12 protein-coding genes are annotated in these 14,947 nt (G+C 68.1%); 10 read left to right on the top strand and 2 right to left on the bottom strand.

The window, feature by feature from the left end:
* Positions 1 to 70 precede the first annotated feature (70 nt).
* The 6 genes from GGR64_RS09040 to GGR64_RS09065 all read left to right on the top strand — a co-directional run bounded on the left by GGR64_RS09040 (position 71) and on the right by GGR64_RS09065 (position 8,262).
* Positions 71 to 2,242: a bifunctional (p)ppGpp synthetase/guanosine-3',5'-bis(diphosphate) 3'-pyrophosphohydrolase gene (locus GGR64_RS09040; protein ID WP_160965378.1), complete on the top strand. Its 2,172-nt coding sequence runs from the start codon at positions 71 to 73 to the stop codon at positions 2,240 to 2,242.
* A 293-nt stretch (positions 2,243 to 2,535) separates the two neighbouring features.
* Positions 2,536 to 2,919: a RidA family protein gene (locus GGR64_RS09045; protein ID WP_010341827.1), complete on the top strand. Its 384-nt coding sequence runs from the start codon at positions 2,536 to 2,538 to the stop codon at positions 2,917 to 2,919.
* 9 nt (positions 2,920 to 2,928) lie between these two features.
* Positions 2,929 to 5,076, top strand: a complete 2,148-nt coding sequence (gene recG / locus GGR64_RS09050; RefSeq protein WP_184645335.1) for an ATP-dependent DNA helicase RecG — start codon at positions 2,929 to 2,931, stop codon at positions 5,074 to 5,076.
* A 275-nt stretch (positions 5,077 to 5,351) separates the two neighbouring features.
* Positions 5,352 to 6,290, top strand: a complete 939-nt coding sequence (locus tag GGR64_RS09055; protein ID WP_160965384.1) for a nucleoside hydrolase — start codon at positions 5,352 to 5,354, stop codon at positions 6,288 to 6,290.
* A 155-nt stretch (positions 6,291 to 6,445) separates the two neighbouring features.
* Complete coding sequence (locus GGR64_RS09060) at positions 6,446 to 6,688, top strand: type B 50S ribosomal protein L31 (protein ID WP_010341537.1); 243 nt, start codon at positions 6,446 to 6,448, stop codon at positions 6,686 to 6,688.
* Positions 6,689 to 6,972: 284 nt separating this feature from the next.
* Positions 6,973 to 8,262 (top strand): citrate synthase, encoded by a 1,290-nt coding sequence (locus GGR64_RS09065; RefSeq protein ID WP_160965386.1) that lies wholly within the window; start codon positions 6,973 to 6,975, stop codon positions 8,260 to 8,262.
* Positions 8,263 to 8,439: 177 nt separating this feature from the next.
* On the opposite strand, the gene GGR64_RS09070 is transcribed toward GGR64_RS09065, so the two are convergent.
* Positions 8,440 to 9,084: a hypothetical protein gene (locus tag GGR64_RS09070; RefSeq protein WP_160965387.1), complete on the bottom strand. Its 645-nt coding sequence runs from the start codon at positions 9,082 to 9,084 to the stop codon at positions 8,440 to 8,442.
* 152 nt (positions 9,085 to 9,236) lie between these two features.
* Complete coding sequence (locus tag GGR64_RS09075) at positions 9,237 to 11,666, bottom strand: penicillin-binding protein 1A (protein ID WP_184645337.1); 2,430 nt, start codon at positions 11,664 to 11,666, stop codon at positions 9,237 to 9,239.
* A 218-nt stretch (positions 11,667 to 11,884) separates the two neighbouring features.
* Between GGR64_RS09075 and GGR64_RS09080 the strand changes: the two genes are divergently transcribed.
* The 4 genes from GGR64_RS09080 to GGR64_RS09095 are packed head-to-tail and all read left to right on the top strand — an operon-like array spanning position 11,885 to position 14,938.
* Positions 11,885 to 12,943, top strand: a complete 1,059-nt coding sequence (locus GGR64_RS09080; protein ID WP_017908825.1) for a pilus assembly protein PilM — start codon at positions 11,885 to 11,887, stop codon at positions 12,941 to 12,943.
* The gene (locus GGR64_RS09085; protein WP_184645339.1) at positions 12,943 to 13,740 is read left to right on the top strand and encodes a PilN domain-containing protein; all 798 of its coding nucleotides are present in this window, start codon (positions 12,943 to 12,945) and stop codon (positions 13,738 to 13,740) included. The genes GGR64_RS09080 and GGR64_RS09085 overlap by 1 nt, the downstream gene beginning before the upstream one ends.
* Positions 13,737 to 14,402: a type 4a pilus biogenesis protein PilO gene (locus GGR64_RS09090; protein WP_160965390.1), complete on the top strand. Its 666-nt coding sequence runs from the start codon at positions 13,737 to 13,739 to the stop codon at positions 14,400 to 14,402. The genes GGR64_RS09085 and GGR64_RS09090 overlap by 4 nt, the downstream gene beginning before the upstream one ends.
* Positions 14,399 to 14,938, top strand: coding sequence for a pilus assembly protein PilP (locus GGR64_RS09095; protein WP_160965391.1), 540 nt, complete (start codon positions 14,399 to 14,401; stop codon positions 14,936 to 14,938). Before GGR64_RS09090 ends, GGR64_RS09095 begins: the two co-directional genes overlap by 4 nt.
* Positions 14,939 to 14,947: the final 9 nt, after the last annotated feature.

Genomic DNA, 14,947 nt, shown 5'->3' on the forward strand with positions numbered 1-14,947 from the left:
CAGCCCGCATCCGCGGGCTGTTTCGTTTTGCGGGTTTGCCGTCCACGCGCCGCTGGCATAGTCTTTCCGCATGAACCCAGGCCCTTCTGCCCAGGTCGCCCACGCCGCGCCTTCGTCGGCCGACGAGGCGGTCCCCGATTACGTCCTGCAGCTCGAACGCAGCGCCAGCTATCTGCCCGCCGAGCAGATCCCGCTGCTGCGCCGCGCCTGGGAGGTCGGTGCGGCCGCGCACGCCGGGCAGACCCGCAAGTCCGGCGAGCCCTACATCACCCATCCGGTGGCGGTGGCCGGCGTGCTGGCCGAGCTGGGCCTGGACGTGGAGGCGCTGATCGCGGCGATCCTGCACGACACCATCGAAGACACGCCGCTGACCCGCGCCGAGCTGGCCGCCGAGTTCGGCGAGGCGGTGGCCGAACTGGTCGATGGCGTCACCAAGCTGGACAAGCTCAAGTTCCGCGACCGCCAGGAAGCGGCCGCCGAGAGCTTCCGCAAGATGCTGCTGGCGATGTCGCGCGACCTGCGCGTGATCATGATCAAGCTCGCCGACCGCCTGCACAACATGCGCACGCTGGGCGCGCAGAGCGCCGAGGCGCGCAGCCGCATCGCTCGCGAAACCCTGGAGATCTACGCGCCGATCGCCCAGCGCCTGGGCATGAGCCTGATGAAGTCCGAGCTGCAGAACCTCGGCTTCCGCGCGCTGCATCCGTGGCGCCACGCGATCATCGAAAAGCACATCCGCAGCCAGCCGGTGGTGCGCCGCGAATCGATGGCGCAGGTGGAGGTGCAGTTGTCGCAGCGTCTGGCCAAGGAGGGGCTGGAACACCGCCTGGTGAGCCGGATCAAGACGCCGTGGAGCATCTACAACAAGATGCGCGACGAGAACAAATCCTTCGACCAGGTGATGGACGTGTTCGGCTTCCGCCTGGTGGTGCGCGGCGTGCCCGACTGCTACCACGCGCTGGGCGCAGTGCATGCCACCTTCAAGCCGCTGGATGCGCGCTTCCGCGACTTCATCGCCATTCCCAAGGCCAACGGCTACCAGTCGCTGCACACGGTGCTGTTCGGGCCCTACGGCTCGCCGATCGAAGTGCAGATCCGCACCGAGGAAATGGACCTGATCGCCGAGCGCGGCGTCGCCGCGCACTGGACCTACAAGTTCGGCGGCGATTCGCCCAACAGCGCGCAGAGCCGTGCGCATGCGTGGATCGTGGAACTGATCGAATCGCAGCGCGCCGCCGGCTCGTCGCTGGAGTTCCTGGACAACGTCAAGGTCGACCTGTTCCCGGACGAGGTCTACCTGTTCACGCCCAAGGGCAAGATCCTGGCGCTGCCGCGCAACTCCACCGCGCTGGACTTCGCCTACGCGGTGCACACCGACGTCGGCAACCGCGCGGTGGCCTCGCGCGTGGACAAGAAGCTGGTGCCGCTGCGCACCAAGCTGGTCAGCGGGCAGACCGTGGAAGTGATCACCGCGCGCTCGGCCACGCCCAAGCCGCAATGGCTGGAATTCGTGGTCAGCAGCAAGGCGCGCACCGCGATCCGCCACCAGCTCAAGCAACTCGAGCACGAGGACGCGGTGCAGCTCGGCCACCGCATGCTCGACCGCGCGCTGGAAGCGATGGACAGCTCGCTGGAGCGGCTGCCCAAGGGACGCCTGGATTCGTTTCTCAGCGAGCACCGCTACCCGCGTCTGGAAGCGTTGCTGGCCGACGTGGCGCTGGGCAACTGGATGCCGAACCAGGCCGCGCAGGCGCTGATGGCCTATGCCGAACTGCGTGGCGGCGGCCACTCCAAGCATTCGCAGGAAAAGATCCTGATCAACGGCACCGAGCGCGGCGTGGTCAGCTTCGCCAACTGCTGCCAGCCGATTCCCGGCGACGAGATCATGGGTTACCACACCGCCGGCAAGGGCATCGTGGTGCATCGGCTGGACTGCCCGAACCTGGCCGAACTGCGCAAGTCGCCCGAGCGCTGGGTGCCGATCGGCTGGGACAGCAGCGTCATCGGCGACTACGACACCGCGCTGGTGGTGGAGGTCGAGAACCGCACCGGCGTGCTGGCGCAGCTGGCCGCGGCGATCGCGCAGAGCCAGTCCAACATCGAGCGCGTCGACTACCTGGACCGCGACTTCAACGCCGCGGTGCTGCGCTTCAACATCCAAGTGCGCGACCGCAACCACCTGGCCGAGGTGATGCGCCGGCTGCGGCGTCTGCATGCGGTGCAGAGCGTGCGGCGCCAATAGGTGGTGCCGGGATTGGGGAGTCGGGATTGGGGATTCGAAGCGGGCCTGGTCCTGGCGTCGTAGGAGCGGCTTCAGCCGCGACGCCTTACCGATAAAGCGTGGCGGCTGAAGCCGCTCCTACGAAAAACGGGCGAAGCGCATGGCCGGCATCCCCGGCGGGCACGCTGTTCCCGATTCCCGATTCCCGATTCCCGATTCCCGATTCCCGATTCCCCAATCCCCAATCCCCAATCCCCAATCCCCAACCGCGCACGCCAGCTAAACTAGGCGGACATTCTTCCAACGGAGTCGCCATGTCCCGCCAGATCATCCATACCGACCGTGCACCGGCCGCGATCGGCCCGTATTCGCAGGCCGTGCGTGCCGGCAACACCGTGTACTTCTCCGGGCAGATCCCGCTGGATCCGGCCACCGGCGAGATCGTCGCCGGCGACATCGCCGCGCAGGCGCGCCGCGCCTTCGACAACCTGCAGGCGGTGGCCGAGGCGGCCGGCGGCTCGCTGGACCGCATCGTGCGCCTGGGACTGTACCTCACCGATCTGGCGCAGTTCGCGCAGGTCAACGCGGTGATGCAGGACTACTTCCAGGCGCCGTTCCCCGCGCGCTCCACCATCGAAGTCTCGGCGCTGCCCAAGGGCGCGGGCTTCGAAGTGGATGCGGTGATGGTGCTGGACTGATTCCCAGCCGTGCCGCGCGTGCAGGTTCCGGCGCCGGCCTTGTCGGCGGCAGGCGAGGTGCCGCTGACCACGCTGCCCGGCGTCGGTCCCAAGCTGGCGGAGAAATTCGCCGCGCGCGGCCTGTCCACGCTGCAGGACCTGTGGCTGCACCTGCCGCTGCGCTATGAGGACCGCACCCGCCTGACCACCGTGGCGGCGCTGCAGCCGGGTGTGCCGGCGCAGATCGAAGGGCGGGTGCAGGCGGTGGACCGCGGCTTCCGCTACCGGCCGATGCTGCGCGTGGCGGTGGCCGACGATTCGCGCGGCACCCTGGTGCTGCGTTTCTTCCAGTTCCGTGCCGCGCAGGCCGCGCAGTTCGCGGTCGGTGCGCGCTTGCGCGCCTTCGGCACGCCCAAGCCGGGCCAGCACGGGCTGGAATTCGTGCATCCCAGCTATCAGATCCTCGGCGAGGACGACGACGCGGCGCTGGGCGATCGCCTGGATCCGGTGTACCCGGCGGTGGAGGGCGTCGGCCCGGCGACCGTGCGCCGGTTGATCGGCCAGGCGCTGGACCGGTTGCCGGACGAAGCCGCGCTGGAATTGCTGCCGGCCTCGCTGCTGGCCGAACTCGGCCTGCCGTCGCTGCGCAGCGCGCTGCTGGTCGCGCACCGGCCGCCGCCGCAGGCCGATCTGGCTGCGCTCGCCGCTGGTCTGCATCCGGCGCAGCAGCGCCTGGCGCTGGAGGAACTGCTCGCGCATCACCTGAGCCTGCGTCGCCAGCGCATCGCCATGCAATGCCAGCCGGCGCCGTCGCTGCGCGGCCGCGGGCTGCTGGCCAAGCGCCTGCAGCAGTCGCTGCCGTTCCGACTGACCGGTGCACAGCAGCGTGTGTTCGCGCAGATCCGCGCCGACCTGGAGCGGCCGGCGCCGATGCTGCGGCTGGTGCAGGGCGACGTCGGCAGCGGCAAGACCGTGGTCGCCGCGCTGGCGGCGATGCTGGCGGTGGACAAGCGCAAGCAGGCGGCGTTGGCGGCGCCGACCGAACTGCTCGCCGAGCAGCATCTGGCCAACCTGCGCGGTTGGCTGGAGCCGCTGGGTGTGCGCGTGGCCTGGCTGGCCGGCAAGGTCACCGGCAAGGCGCGCAGCGCGACCCTGGCGCAGATCGCTTCGGGCGAGGCGCAGGTGGTGGTCGGCACGCATGCGCTGATGCAGGAGGCGGTGCGCTTCCACGACCTGGCCCTGGCCATCGTCGACGAGCAGCACCGCTTCGGCGTGCACCAGCGCCTGGCGCTACGCGACAAGGGCGCCTCCGGCGCCGGCGTGCCGCACCAGCTGGTGATGACCGCCACGCCGATCCCGCGCACGCTGGCAATGGCCGCGTATGCCGATCTGGACGTCTCCTCCATCGACGAGCTGCCGCCGGGGCGCACCCCGGTGCAGACCATCGTGCTCAATGCCGAGCGCCGTCCCGAGCTGGTGCAGCGCATCCGCGTGGCCTGCGCCGAAGGCCGCCAGGCCTACTGGGTCTGCACCCTGATCGAAGAGGCGGAGGACAGCGAGAAGTCCGCGCAGGCCGGCGCCGGCAACCGGCTCGAGGCCAGTGCCGCGCAGGCCACTTTCGAGGCGCTGTCGGCACAATTGCCGGAGCTGCGCGTGGGCCTGGTGCACGGGCGCATGAAGCCGGCGGAGAAGCAGGCGGCGATGCGCGCGTTCAAGCAGGGCGAGATCGACCTGCTGGTCGCCACCACCGTCATCGAGGTCGGCGTGGACGTGCCCAATGCCTCGCTGATGATCATCGAGAACGCCGAACGCCTGGGCCTGGCGCAGCTGCATCAGTTGCGCGGCCGGGTCGGGCGCGGCGCGGCGGCGTCGAGCTGCGTGCTGATATACCAGGCGCCGCTGTCGGCGATGGCGCGGCAGCGCCTGGAAACCATGCGCCAGACCAACGACGGCTTCGTCATCGCCGAGAAGGATCTGGAACTGCGCGGCCCGGGCGAACTGCTCGGCACCCGCCAGACCGGCCTGGCCGCGTTCCGCGTGGCCGACCTGGCCCGCGACGCCGGCCTGCTGCCGCGCGTGCATGCCCTGGCCGACCGGCTGCTGGAGGAGGCGCCGGTGCTGGCCGACCGCATCGTCGCGCGCTGGGTCGGTGGGGCGGTGCGGTTCGCCGGAGCCTGAGCGGCCGGGATTCGGCATTCGGGATTGGGGATTCGTTAGAAGCGGCCGTCCGCCTGCTGTTGTAGGAAGCGGCTTCGGCCGCCACCGGGCGTTACCAGGAGACCCGATCGCGGCTAAAGCCGCCCCTTCGAACGAAGACGTGGCGATGCCGCTTTTGCGAATCCCCGCTTTCAACAGCCGAATGGCTGGTCATCCCGACTCCCCAATCCCCGCTCCTTCCCATGCCTGCGCCGCAGTGCCAGACTCGGCGACCGAATGGACGAGCGAAGCGACGCATGAGCGACAAGATTCCCCTGTTGATCGATACCGACCCCGGCGTGGACGATGCGCTGGCGCTGCTGATGGCGTTCGCCGATCCGCGCCATGAGGTGGTCGGGCTGACCATCGCCGCCGGCAACGTCGGGCTGCGCCACACCGTGCGCAATGCGCTGAAGCTGTGCGAAGTGGCCGGGCGCGAGGATGTGCCGGTGTTCGCCGGCTGCGCCGATCCGCTGCTGCATCCGTCGGTGGACGCCGGGCACGTGCACGGCCAGGATGGTTTCGGCGACGTCGACCTGCCGCCGGCCGCACGCGGCGCCGAGGCCGAGCATGCCGCGCTGGCGATCCTGCGCCTGTCGCACCAGTACGCCGGGCGCCTGCTGCTGGTCGCGCTGGGGCCGCTGACCAACATCGCGCTGGCGCTGAAGCTGGACCCGACCCTGCCGCAGCGCGTCGGCCGCTTCCTGGTGATGGGCGGGGCGATCACCTGCCACGGCAACATCACCCCGGCCGCGGAATTCAACATCGCCTTCGATCCGGAGGCGGCGCACATCGTGTTCAAGGCGTTCCCGCACATCGAGGTCGCCGATTGGGAGGCGACCGTGGCGCACGGCCTGCCGCACCGCGAGGTAGAGCAGTGGTTGGCGGTGGATGCGCCGAAGGCGCGCTTCTACGAGCTGATCTCGCGCAAGACCCGGCTGTGGTCGGAAGACGCGCGCGGCGAGCACTGGTATGCCGCCGACGCGCTGGCGATGGCCTGGGCGCTGCAGCCCGACGGTGCGCAGGAGGTGCAGTCGCGCCCGATGCAGATCGAGTTGTCCGGGGTGCACACCCGCGGCGCCACCCTGGTCGACTGGAACCGCCAGTTGGGCCTGCCGGACAACGCGACCATGCTCATCCGCTACGACCATGCACGGTTCCTGGATCTGGCCCGCACGGCGGTCGGTGCCGGCTGAGCCTGCCGGTCCCGCCCGAGTCCGGGCGGGACCCATTGGTAGGGCGGCGGCCTCGTGAGCCGTCACCTCACGTGCCATCACGTAAACGTTGCGTGCAGGGCAGGAGGGCTGTTATAGTTTCCCTCTTGTCCAGCAGCCACCTACGGTGCGAGCCCATGAAGGCCGACATCCATCCCCAGTACCGCGACGTCGTGTTCCACGATGTCACCTCCGATTTCAAGATCCTGACCCGTTCGACCATGTCCTCGAAAGAGACGGTCAAGTGGGAGGACGGCGAAGAGTATCCGCTGATCAAGGTCGAAATTTCCTCGGCTTCGCACCCGTTCTACACGGGCAAGCACAAGGTCATCGACACCAGCGGCCGCATCGACAAGTTCCAGAAGCGCTACGCGCGCTGATCGGAACCGTCGAACGGATGTAAAGCGACGGCCGCTTGCGCGGCCGTTTTGCTATCTGCGATCTCCTCCCGGCGTGATGCGCCGGTGTCATCCTTCCGTGAAAGTGCGGCGAGGATGCAACGCTGTGTCGCTTTCCTGCCGCCATCGTGCGCCATGAGCGGTGAGCGACGACGCAAATGCTGCTGTGCGATAATGGCGCGATCCGTGGCGATTGCCGTGGACTTCCTTCACGCGTCTGTTCGCAACGTAATCGGACAGGCGCCTTCCATCGAGGAGCGCACACTGTGTCCGATCTTGATCAGGTCACGTTGAACGCCGGCGACACGTCGGTCGTTCTTCCGGTACTCAAGCCCACCCTGGGCAACGATTGCGTCGACATTTCCAAGTTGACCAAGGAGACCGGTCTCTTCACCTACGACTCGGGCTTCACCGCGACCGCCAGCTGCAAGTCGGCGATCACCTACATCGACGGCGACAACGGCGTGCTGCTGTACCGCGGCTACCCGATCGAGCAACTGGCCGAGAAGTCCAACTTCCTCGAAGTGGCCTACCTGCTGATGAACGGCGAGTTGCCCACCGCCGACGAATTCAAGAAGTTCGACCACGAAGTGACGCATCACACGATGATGCACGAGTCGCTGAAGAACTTCCTCGGCGGCTTCCGCCACGACGCGCACCCGATGGCGATGATGGCCGGTACCGTGGCCTCGCTGTCGGCGTTCTACCACGATACCCTCGACCTCAACGATCCGGAGCAGCGCCGCCTGGCCGCGATCCGCCTGATCGCCAAGGTGCCGACGATCGCCGCCGCCGCCTATCGCTACTCGATCGGCTGGCCGATCCGCTATCCGCGCAACAACCTCGGCTACGTCGAGCGCTTCCTGCACATGATGTTCGAGGTGCCGAGCGAGCAGCTGGAGATGAACCCGGTCGTGGCCAAGGCCCTGGACCTGCTGTTCATCCTGCACGCCGACCACGAGCAGAACGCTTCGACCTCGACCGTGCGCCTGGTCGGTTCCACCGGCGCCAACCCGTACGCCTCGGTCGCCGCGGGCATCACCGCGCTGTGGGGCCCGGCGCATGGCGGCGCCAACGAAGCCGTGCTGAAGATGCTGGAAGAGATCGGCACCGCCGACAACGTCGAGAGCGCCGTGGCCAAGGCCAAGGACAAGAACTCGAGCTTCCGCCTGATGGGCTTCGGCCACCGCGTTTACAAGAACTTCGACCCGCGCGCGAAGATCATCCGCGAGATGACCCACAAGGTGCTGGGCGAGCTGGGCGTCAACGACCCGCTGCTGGAAGTTGCGCTGAAGCTGGAAGAGGCCGCGTTGAAGGACGACTACTTCGTGCAGCGCAAGCTGTACCCGAACGTCGACTTCTACTCGGGCATCATCTACAAGGCGCTGAACATTCCGGTGGAGATGTTCACCGTGATGTTCGCCATCGCCCGTACTGCCGGCTGGGTCTCGCATTGGCTGGAGCAGCAGGTCGACCCGGAAATGAAGATCGGCCGTCCGCGCCAGATCTACACCGGCTACGACAAGCGCGACTACACCAACGCCGACAAGCGCTGATCGATCGCCGCAAGGCTGTCCGGAACGCCCCGCCTCGCGGGGCGTTTTTCGTTTGTGGCGGGTGAAGCGGGGAAGGGAAGTGGCAGGCGCCTCGTCGCGTGCGCGGCGAGCCGGAATACGGGCGCCCGCGCGATCGTGCGGCGCCCGTCGCATCCACGACGCGGAATGGTGGTGCGCTCAGCCGTCCTGGTAGGCGGCGATGTCCTGCTCGGTCAGCAGTTGCCGCAGTTGCGGCATCGAGGCGCGCCGCATCGGCTTCTCGTCCACCTGCGACAGCGGCGCCTGGCGCAGCGCGTCGTAGGGCAGTACGGTCAGGTCGAAGGTCAGTTCCTCGGCGGCGAACAGCCACACCGGGAAGTCCTCGCTGCGCTCGCGGTCCAGGCGCAGGCGGCGGCTGCGCAGCTCGGCCGGGATCCGGTGTTCTTCGAGAAAGCGCGCCACCGCCTCGGCGTCGTCGCTGTGCAGGTGCAACTGCACCGGGCTGTTGGCATCGGCGGTGCCGTCGTGCACCGGTCCGGCCAGGCGTGGCGCGAACGCATGCAGGAAGTCCATCGCGCGCAGCGCCGCCTCGCGCCGCCGACGCAGTTCGCCGGCATGGTCCGGACCGGCGAACAGCCGCTGGTATTCGCGCAGCGCGTCCTCGATCTCGCTGTTGCGCGGCAGCGAGGCGTCGTCATGGATGCCGAGCCGCTCGGCGGCCTTGAGCTTGGCCTGGTGGAAATCGCGGATGCCGCCTTCGGCCATCAGCCGGGCGGCTTCGTGCGCCAGTCGGCGACGGCGTTCGTGCGTGCGGGTCCGGGCATGTTGCCGAGCGTGGTGCATGGTGCGCCTCCCCTCAAAGCCTGCCCCGACTGTACCGCAGCCTTGCGAAATTCAGGTGTAGCGGCGGTGTCGCGTGAGCCAGCGTCCGCCGGGCGAGGCGCGCCCGGCGGACGTGTCCCCGGCGAGCGCCGGGGGCGGGGGAAGCGGAGTGATCAGAAGATGTCGAACGCGGCGTCGTCGGTCTTCTGGTCCTGCAGGCTTTCGTCGAACTGCTGGATGCGGTCCATGTCCTCGGTCTTGACCCATTCCGTGGCGCCGTTGAGGCTGACCTGGACCATGCCGCCCGGCGGATCGTTGCGGGCGATCGGCTGGTCCTTCAGCGCGATCCGCATGTAGTCGATCCAGATCGGCAGCGCGGCCTTGCCGCCGTACTCGCGGTAGCCGAGCGAGCGGTAGTCGTCGCGGCCGACCCACACCGTGGTCACGTAGGGGCCGCCGAAGCCGGAGAACCAGGCGTCGCGGTGGTCGTTGGTGGAGCCGGTCTTGCCGCCCACGTCCTCGCGGCCGAGCACCTTGGCCGCGGCGCCGGTGCCGCGCTGGACCACGTCGCGCATCATCGACACCAATTGATAGGCGGTGCGCTCGTCGATGGCGCGCGGCGCCACCTTGGCCTCGGGATCGGTGGCCGGGGCCTTTTCGTCCGCGGCTGGCGCGGTGGTCGCGGCCGGCTTGGCCGCCGCCGGCGGCGTGGCCGCGCCGAAGTTGAAGCCGTCGACCACCTGGCTGACCGGCGCCGCGTTGCCGCCGACGCTGCCGCAGCTGCGGCAGGCAGTCAGCGGGTGCTCCTGGAACAGGACATTGCCGTCGCGGTCGGTGACCTTGTCGATGATCCAGGTGTCGACCAGCGAACCGCCGTTGGCGAACACGGTGTAACCGCGCGCCACCGACAGCGGAGTCAGCGAGGCGGTACCCAGCGACATCGACAGGTTCGGCGGCAGTTCGGCTTCCTGGAAGCCGAACTGGCTGATGTACTTGCGCGCGAAGTCCACGCCGATGGCGTCCAGCAGGCGCACCGAGACCAGGTTGCGCGACTGCACCAGCGCCTCGCGCAGGCGCATCGGGCCGCGGAAGCCGCCGCCGTCGTTCTGCGGCGACCAGGTCTTGCCGCGGCGGTCGCGGAACACCACCGGCGCGTCGAGCACGATCGAGGCCGGGTTGAAGCCCTTTTCGAACGAGGCCGCGTACAGGAACGGCTTGAAGCTGGAGCCGGGCTGGCGGCGCGCCTGGGTGGCGCGGTTGAACTTGTTGCCGGCATAGCTGAAGCCGCCGACCATGGCGCGCAGCGCGCCGTTGTGGGCGTCCAGCGACACCAGCGCGGCCTGGCCGCGCGGGATCTGGGTGATCTCCCATTCGCCCGGCTTGTCGCCGGCCTGGATACGCACCAGGTCGCCGCGCTTGAGCAGGGTGGCCGGGCTGCGCCCGGTCCAGCGGCTGGCGGCCACCGGCAGCACCAGCTCGGTCTTGTTGGCGAGCACCACGGTAGCGCTGCCGTCGCTGCCGGTGCTGGCGACGATGCTCGGCAGCATCCCGCCCTGCGCGTAGACGCCGCTCAGGTGGCTGGCCAGTGCGGCCGCATCGGCGCTGGCGGGCAGGTCGAAATGCTTCTCGACGCCATGCCAGCCGTGGCGGCGGTCATAGACGACCAGGCCCTGGCGCACCGCATGGTTGGCGGCGGTCTGCAGGGTCGAATCGATGCTGGTGTAGACGTGGTAGCCCTTGTCCAGCACGTCGCCGCCGAAGCGCGCGATCATCTCCTGGCGCACCAGTTCGGCGACATACGGGGCCTCGACCTCGACCGGGCGCTCGTGCGGCGCGGCGTGCATCGGCACCGCCTTGGCCGCCTCGGCCTCGGCCGGGGTGATGAAGCCCAGGGCGGCCATGCGGCTGAGCACATAGTTGTCGCGGCGCTGCTTGGCGCGCTCCGGGTTGCTGATCGGGTTGCCGCTGGAGGGGAACTTGGGGATGCCGGCCAGCGAGGCCATCTCGTCCAGGCTCAGCTCGTTGAGCTTCTTGCCGTAGTAGTACTCGGCGGCGGCGGCGATGCCGTAGGCGCGATTGCCGAAGAAGCTCTTGTTGAGGTACAGCTCGAAGATCTGGTCCTTGGTCAGCTCGGCCTCGATCTTGCGCGCCAGCAGGATCTCCGCCAGCTTGCGGGTGTAGCTGTATTCCGAGCTCAGGAAGAACTGGCGGGCGACCTGCTGGGTGATGGTGGAGCCGCCCGGCACGCGCTTGTCGTTGGTGGTGGCCAGCAGCCACACCGCGCGGGCGATGCCCTTGTAGTCGACCCCGCCGTGCTCGTAGAAGCGGGCGTCCTCGGTGGCCAGGAAGGCTTGCTTGAGCCGCTCCGGCACGTCCTTCATGGTGATGGGGTAGCGCCGGGTCTCGCCGAACAGCGCCATCAGCTTGCCGTCGCTGGAGTAGACGTACATGGGCTCCTGCAGTTCGACCTTGCGCAGGGTCTGCACGTCCGGGAGCTTGGAGGAGACGACGTAGTAGAGCCCGCCTGCCACGGCGGCGCCGACCAGGCCAAGGAGGACCAACATGACCAGCGCCCAGCGCAGCCAACGACGAAAACGGGGCATCGCGAGAGATTCCGATTGCAGATTTCTTGGGCGCAGAGTATAGAGTACGCCGGGGAACGGCTGGGGCCGGTTCCGGGGATGCGACGGGTTTGCTGCCGCAGGTCGTGCCGTGACACGGATCGCGGCATGCAACCGGGCGGTTGCCAATTGCAAAAAATTTGTTATTAATGCGCTGGCGCAACATTGGCGTCCAAGTGCCCGCCGGCAGGGGAAAATCCGTGGGGCTTATCCCAAAGAGTCAGCAACCGCTGATCGGCATCGACATCAGCTCGACTGCGGTCAAGCTGCTGCAGCTTTCGCGTAACGGCAACCGGTTCCGTGTCGAGCATTACGCCGTCGAACCCTTGCCGCCCAATGCCGTGGTCGAAAAGAACATCGTCGAGGTCGAGGCGGTGGGCGAGGCGATCCGCCGCGCCGTGACCCGTTCCGGCACCCGCGCCAAGCATGCCGCGGCCGCCGTGGCCGGTTCGGCGGTGATCACCAAGGTGATCCCGATGCCGGCCGAGCTGGACGAGAGCGAACTGGAAGCCCAGGTCGAGCTGGAGGCGGTGAACTACATCCCGTACCCGATCGACGAAGTGAACCTGGATTTCGAGGTGCTGGGCGTCATCCCCAACAACCCCGAGATGGTGCAGGTGCTGCTGGCTGCCTCGCGCTCGGAGAACGTGGAACTGCGCCAGTCGGCCCTGGAACTGGGCGGCCTGGTGGCCAAGGTGATGGACGTGGAGGCCTTCGCGGTCGAGAACGCCTTCGCGCTGGTGGCCAGCGAGCTGCCGGTGGCCGCCGACGGCATCGTCGCCCTGGTCGACATCGGCGCCACCATGACCACCCTCAACGTCCTGCGCGGCGGGCGTAGCCTGTACAGCCGCGAGCAGGTGTTCGGCGGCAAGCAGCTGACCGACGAAGTGATGCGCCGCTACGGGCTCACCTACGAGGAAGCCGGCATGGCCAAGCGCCAGGGCGGGCTGCCGGAGAGCTACGAGGTCGAGGTGCTGGAACCGTTCAAGGAAGCCACGGTGCAGCAGATCAGCCGCCTGCTGCAGTTCTTCTACGCCGGCAGCGAATTCAACCGGGTCGATCACATCGTCCTGGCCGGCGGCTGCGCTGCCTTGGCCGGCTTGCCGGAGATGGTGGAGGAGCAACTCGGCGTGGCCACGGTGGTCGCCAATCCGTTGGCGCAGATGACCTTGGGGCCGAAGGTCCAGGCGCACGCGCTGGCCCAGGATGCGCCGGCGCTGATGATCGCCACCGGCCTGGCGCTGAGGAGCTTCGACTGATGGCGAAGATCAATCTGCTGCCCTGGCGGGCGGAACGGCGCAAGCAGCGCGAACGCGAGTTCTACTCGATGCTGGGCCTGGCCGCATTCGCCGGGGTGCTGCTGGCGGGGCTGATCTGGTTCTACTACGACCTGCAGATCAGCGGCCAGAACGAGCGCAACGCGTATCTGCAGACCGAGATCGAGAAGGTCCAGGCGCAGAACAAGGAAATCGACACCCTCGACGAGAAGAAGCGCCGGCTGCTGGCGCGCAAGCAGGTCATCGAGGAACTGCAGGCCAAGCGCTCGCAGATGGTGCATCTGTTCGACTCGCTGGTGCGGACCATCCCCGACGGCGTGGTGCTGACCTCGGTGAAGCAGGAAGGCGACATGCTGACCCTGGAAGGTCGCTCGCAGTCCAACGCGCGAGTCAGTACCTACATGCGCAACCTCGAAGGCTCGGGCTGGATGACCAATCCGGAGCTGACGGTGATCGAGGCCAAGGCCCAGGAGAAGGAAGCCAAGGGCCCGATCCTCGACACCAAGGCGTTGCCGTACGTGTTCACGCTGCGGGTCAAGCTGCCGGTGCCGGGCGAGAGCACCGATCCGGCGGCCGCCGGCACGGCGCCGGGCGGTGCCGCCACGCCCGCAACCCCTGGCGCAGCCCCCGCGGGCGGCGCGCCTGGCACGTCGATGCCTGCGCAGGCGCCGGGCGCAGCACCTGCGGCCGTACCTGCCCCCGGCAGCGCTGCCGCCCCGGCCCCGGCCACTCCGCCGGCACCCGCCGCCAAGCCAGCGCAACAGGGACCGGCGTCATGAGCAAGAAATTCAACATCAAAGAGCTGGATTTCAACAACATCGGCAACTGGCCGCAGCAGGCCAAGATCGTGTTCTGCGTGCTGGTGACGCTGTTCATCCTGATCCTGTCCTGGTTCCTGCTGATCAGCAGCAAGAGCGACGAGCTGCAGGCGCTGGAACAGAAGGAAACCGAGTTGCGCGCCTCCTTCGAGAAGGAACAGAGCCGTGCGGTCAACCTGCAGCCGCTCAAGCAGCAACTGGTGCAGATGGAGCAGGTGCTGCAGCAGATGCTGCGGCAGCTGCCGAGCAAGACCGAGATGCCCGACCTGATCATCGACATCTCGCAGACCGCACTGTCCAGCGGCCTGACCAACGAATTGTTCCAGCCGGGTCCGGAGTCGCCGAAGGAGTTCTACGCGGAGAAGCCGATCGCCTTGCGCATGGTCGGCAGCTACCACCAGTTCGGCGCCTTCGTCAGCGGCGTGGCGTCGCTGCCACGGGTGGTGATCCTGACCATGCACGACATCAACCTGAAACCGCGCGACAAGAGCAACGGCATCACCGCGCGCGGCGAGCTGGAACTGTCCGGTACGGTCAAGACCTATCGCTACCTGGACGACAAGGAAATGGAAGAGCAGGAGCAGGCCGCCAAGAAGGCGGGCAAGCAAGGCGGTGGCGCATGAGCCGGCAGCAGCGGATGGTCAGGATGCTCGTTGCGGGCGCGTTGGCGCTGGTGCTTGGCGCGTGCGGCCGCACCATCACCAGCACGCCGGGCGATGCGCCGAACCTGGAGAACTGGGTGAAGGAAGTACGTGCGCGACCGGCGCAGCCGCTGGAGCCGTTGCCGGTGATGCAGCAGTTCGAGACCTTCGAATACGCGGCGCAGGGCCTGCGCGATCCGTTCAGCGATGCCTGGGCCAATCCCGATGGCAGCAGCGGTCTGCGCCCGGATCCGAACCGCCGCAAGGAACCGCTGGAGCAGTTCCCGCTGGACAGCCTCAACATGGTCGGCACGCTGGGTAGCGGCGCGGGTCAGGTCGCGCTGGTGATGGCGCCGGACAAGGTGACCTACCGCGTGCGTCCGGGCGTGTACATGGGGCAGAGCGATGGCCGCGTGACCGGGGTGCACGAGGATCGCATCGATTTGATTGAACTGGTGCCGGATGGCGCCGGCGGCTGGTTGGAACGTCCCGCCTCCGTCGCGCTGGACGATCAATGATTGATTATG

Origin of the sequence: Xanthomonas sp. 3307 (assembly GCF_014199735.1) — a bacterium.
GTDB classification, from domain to species: Bacteria; Pseudomonadota; Gammaproteobacteria; order Xanthomonadales; family Xanthomonadaceae; genus Xanthomonas_A; species Xanthomonas_A rydalmerensis.

What these genes read in the sequence shown, in the direction of transcription:
- GGR64_RS09040 (WP_160965378.1), top strand. Translation starts at nt 71, where the DNA reads ATGAACCCAGGCCCTTCTGCCCAGGTCGCCCACGCCGCGCCTTCGTCG.
- GGR64_RS09045 (WP_010341827.1), top strand. Translation starts at nt 2,536, where the DNA reads ATGTCCCGCCAGATCATCCATACCGACCGTGCACCGGCCGCGATCGGC.
- GGR64_RS09055 (WP_160965384.1), top strand. Translation starts at nt 5,352, where the DNA reads ATGAGCGACAAGATTCCCCTGTTGATCGATACCGACCCCGGCGTGGAC.
- GGR64_RS09060 (WP_010341537.1), top strand. Translation starts at nt 6,446, where the DNA reads ATGAAGGCCGACATCCATCCCCAGTACCGCGACGTCGTGTTCCACGAT.
- GGR64_RS09070 (WP_160965387.1), bottom strand. Translation starts at nt 9,084, where the DNA reads ATGCACCACGCTCGGCAACATGCCCGGACCCGCACGCACGAACGCCGT.
- GGR64_RS09075 (WP_184645337.1), bottom strand. Translation starts at nt 11,666, where the DNA reads ATGCCCCGTTTTCGTCGTTGGCTGCGCTGGGCGCTGGTCATGTTGGTC.
- GGR64_RS09085 (WP_184645339.1), top strand. Translation starts at nt 12,943, where the DNA reads ATGGCGAAGATCAATCTGCTGCCCTGGCGGGCGGAACGGCGCAAGCAG.
- GGR64_RS09090 (WP_160965390.1), top strand. Translation starts at nt 13,737, where the DNA reads ATGAGCAAGAAATTCAACATCAAAGAGCTGGATTTCAACAACATCGGC.
- GGR64_RS09095 (WP_160965391.1), top strand. Translation starts at nt 14,399, where the DNA reads ATGAGCCGGCAGCAGCGGATGGTCAGGATGCTCGTTGCGGGCGCGTTG.